Consider the following 1913-nt stretch of genomic DNA (forward strand, 5'->3'; position numbering starts at 1 on the left):
CTAAATATTGAAGTCTATTGACAAAGATACCTAAAGGGTATCGAGCAAGTATGCAGACCGTAACACCAGTAAACGCACAGTAGCTTCGAAAGGGGTAAAATTTGGAGGTCGAGCCTTTAACGTTCAGGTGAAGACAGCATATATAAATGAAAATGACTGATACATTTATATACACCAACGGAGTATTAGCGATGGTATGTATACAAGGATATGTTCGGAACTGGAGAAGCCCTCCTTCTTCCTGTGAGAAATCACTTGAGCAAAGAAGATTCTATAACTAAGAACTAGGAAATGAATTGGAAAAGAAGAGGGTGGCGGATGGGTTTGTAGTAGCTAAGATTATGAAGACAACAAAACTTCATATAGCGAAGAGACCCTATTATTAATAGATTCTCCGACACTAGAGGAGGTAAGGATGAAATGATAAAAGCATCCATCAATTTACAAGACTTGAGAAGGAGAATATATCTTAAATCTAAAAAGGAAGAAGCCCATGAATTTTGGGGTTTGTATGTTCACATATGTAAATTTGAAACATTAGCAGAAGCATATATACTAGCAAGAAAGAATAATGGTTCAGCAGGAATAGATGGAATTACTTTTGAAGATATTGAAGAGATAGGAGTAGCAAAATATCTAAAAAAGATAAGAGAGGAACTAGTAAATAGAACATACATGCCACAAAGAAACAGAAAACATGAGATACCTAAAAACAATGGAAAAGTAAGAGTATTAGGAATACCAACCATTAAAGATAGAATAGTACAAGGAGCCTTAAAATTAATATTAGAACCTATATTTGAAGCAGATTTTCAAGACGGCTCCTATGGATATCGACCAAAACGAACAGCTCATCAAGCAGTAAAGAAGATAGAGAAAGCAATAGTAAGTGGTAAAAGAAAGATAATAGACCTTGATTTATCCAATTACTTTGACACAGTAAAACATCATGTTTTATTAGCTAAAATTGCAGTTAGAATAATTGATAAAGAAGTAATGCATTTGATAAAACTAATGTTAAAAGTTAATGGAAAAGAGGGAGTTCCACAAGGAGGCGTAATATCTCCATTATTTGCGAATCTATACTTAAATGAAGTAGATAAAATGCTTGAGAAAGCAAAAGAGGTAACAATGAGTAAAGGGAAATACACTGAGATAGAATATGCTCGTTTTGCAGATGATATCGTAATAGCAGTTTCAAGCCATTCAAGTATGAAATGGTTACTTCCGAAAGTAATAAAAAGGCTGAAAGAAGAGTTAAATAAAATACAGGTAAAAGTAAATCAGGAAAAGACTAAGGTAGTAAATTTAGAAAAAGGAGCAAGGATAAGTTTTCTAGGATTTACTTTAAAAAGACGCCGAACTTTCAGTGGAAAATGGGGGGTACTAACAACTCCTCAAATAAAGAAAAGAACGAAAGTATTACAGAAAATAAAGGAAGTAATAAAAAGGCATAGGACATCAGGAATATTTGAAATAATGATAAAAGAAATAAACAGTATTCTAAGAGGTTGGGTAAATTACTTTTCAATAGGCAATTCTTTGAATTGCTTTTCTTATATTAGAGACTATGTAGAAAAGAAAGTAAGAAGGTATCTAATGAAACAACGTGGTAAAAAGGGATATGGCTGGAAAAGATGGAGTAACGACTGGTTATATAAAGAAGTGGGGTTATTTGATAATTATAAATTAACTCAACGACCAAAGTGAAAGTCAAAGGTAGTTTAACTTATAAGATTTAAGACGAAATTAATAGGAAAGCCGTGTACGGGAGAATCGTAAGCACGGTTTGATGAGGCGGGGACTGGGAATTTAATATGGATAAAGATATTGTGGCACTCACAGACGAAAGGGTGAGCAAACTGAGAACACAAACATCAACCTAAGTTAGAGCACCAGACTTCGACCCTACA

Annotated in this window: 1 protein-coding gene; it reads left to right on the forward strand. The window is 33.8% G+C overall.

Annotation, left to right across the window (positions count from 1 at the left end):
- Nucleotides 1-420: 420 nt before the first annotated feature.
- Nucleotides 421-1710 (forward strand): group II intron reverse transcriptase/maturase, encoded by a 1290-nt coding sequence (gene ltrA / locus MWH25_RS12725; RefSeq protein ID WP_248628027.1) that lies wholly within the window; start codon nt 421-423, stop codon nt 1708-1710.
- The last annotated feature ends 203 nt before the right edge of the window (nt 1711-1913 follow it).

Source organism: Natroniella acetigena (genome assembly GCF_023227745.1).
Lineage (GTDB): Bacteria > Bacillota > Halanaerobiia > Halobacteroidales > Halobacteroidaceae > Natroniella > Natroniella acetigena.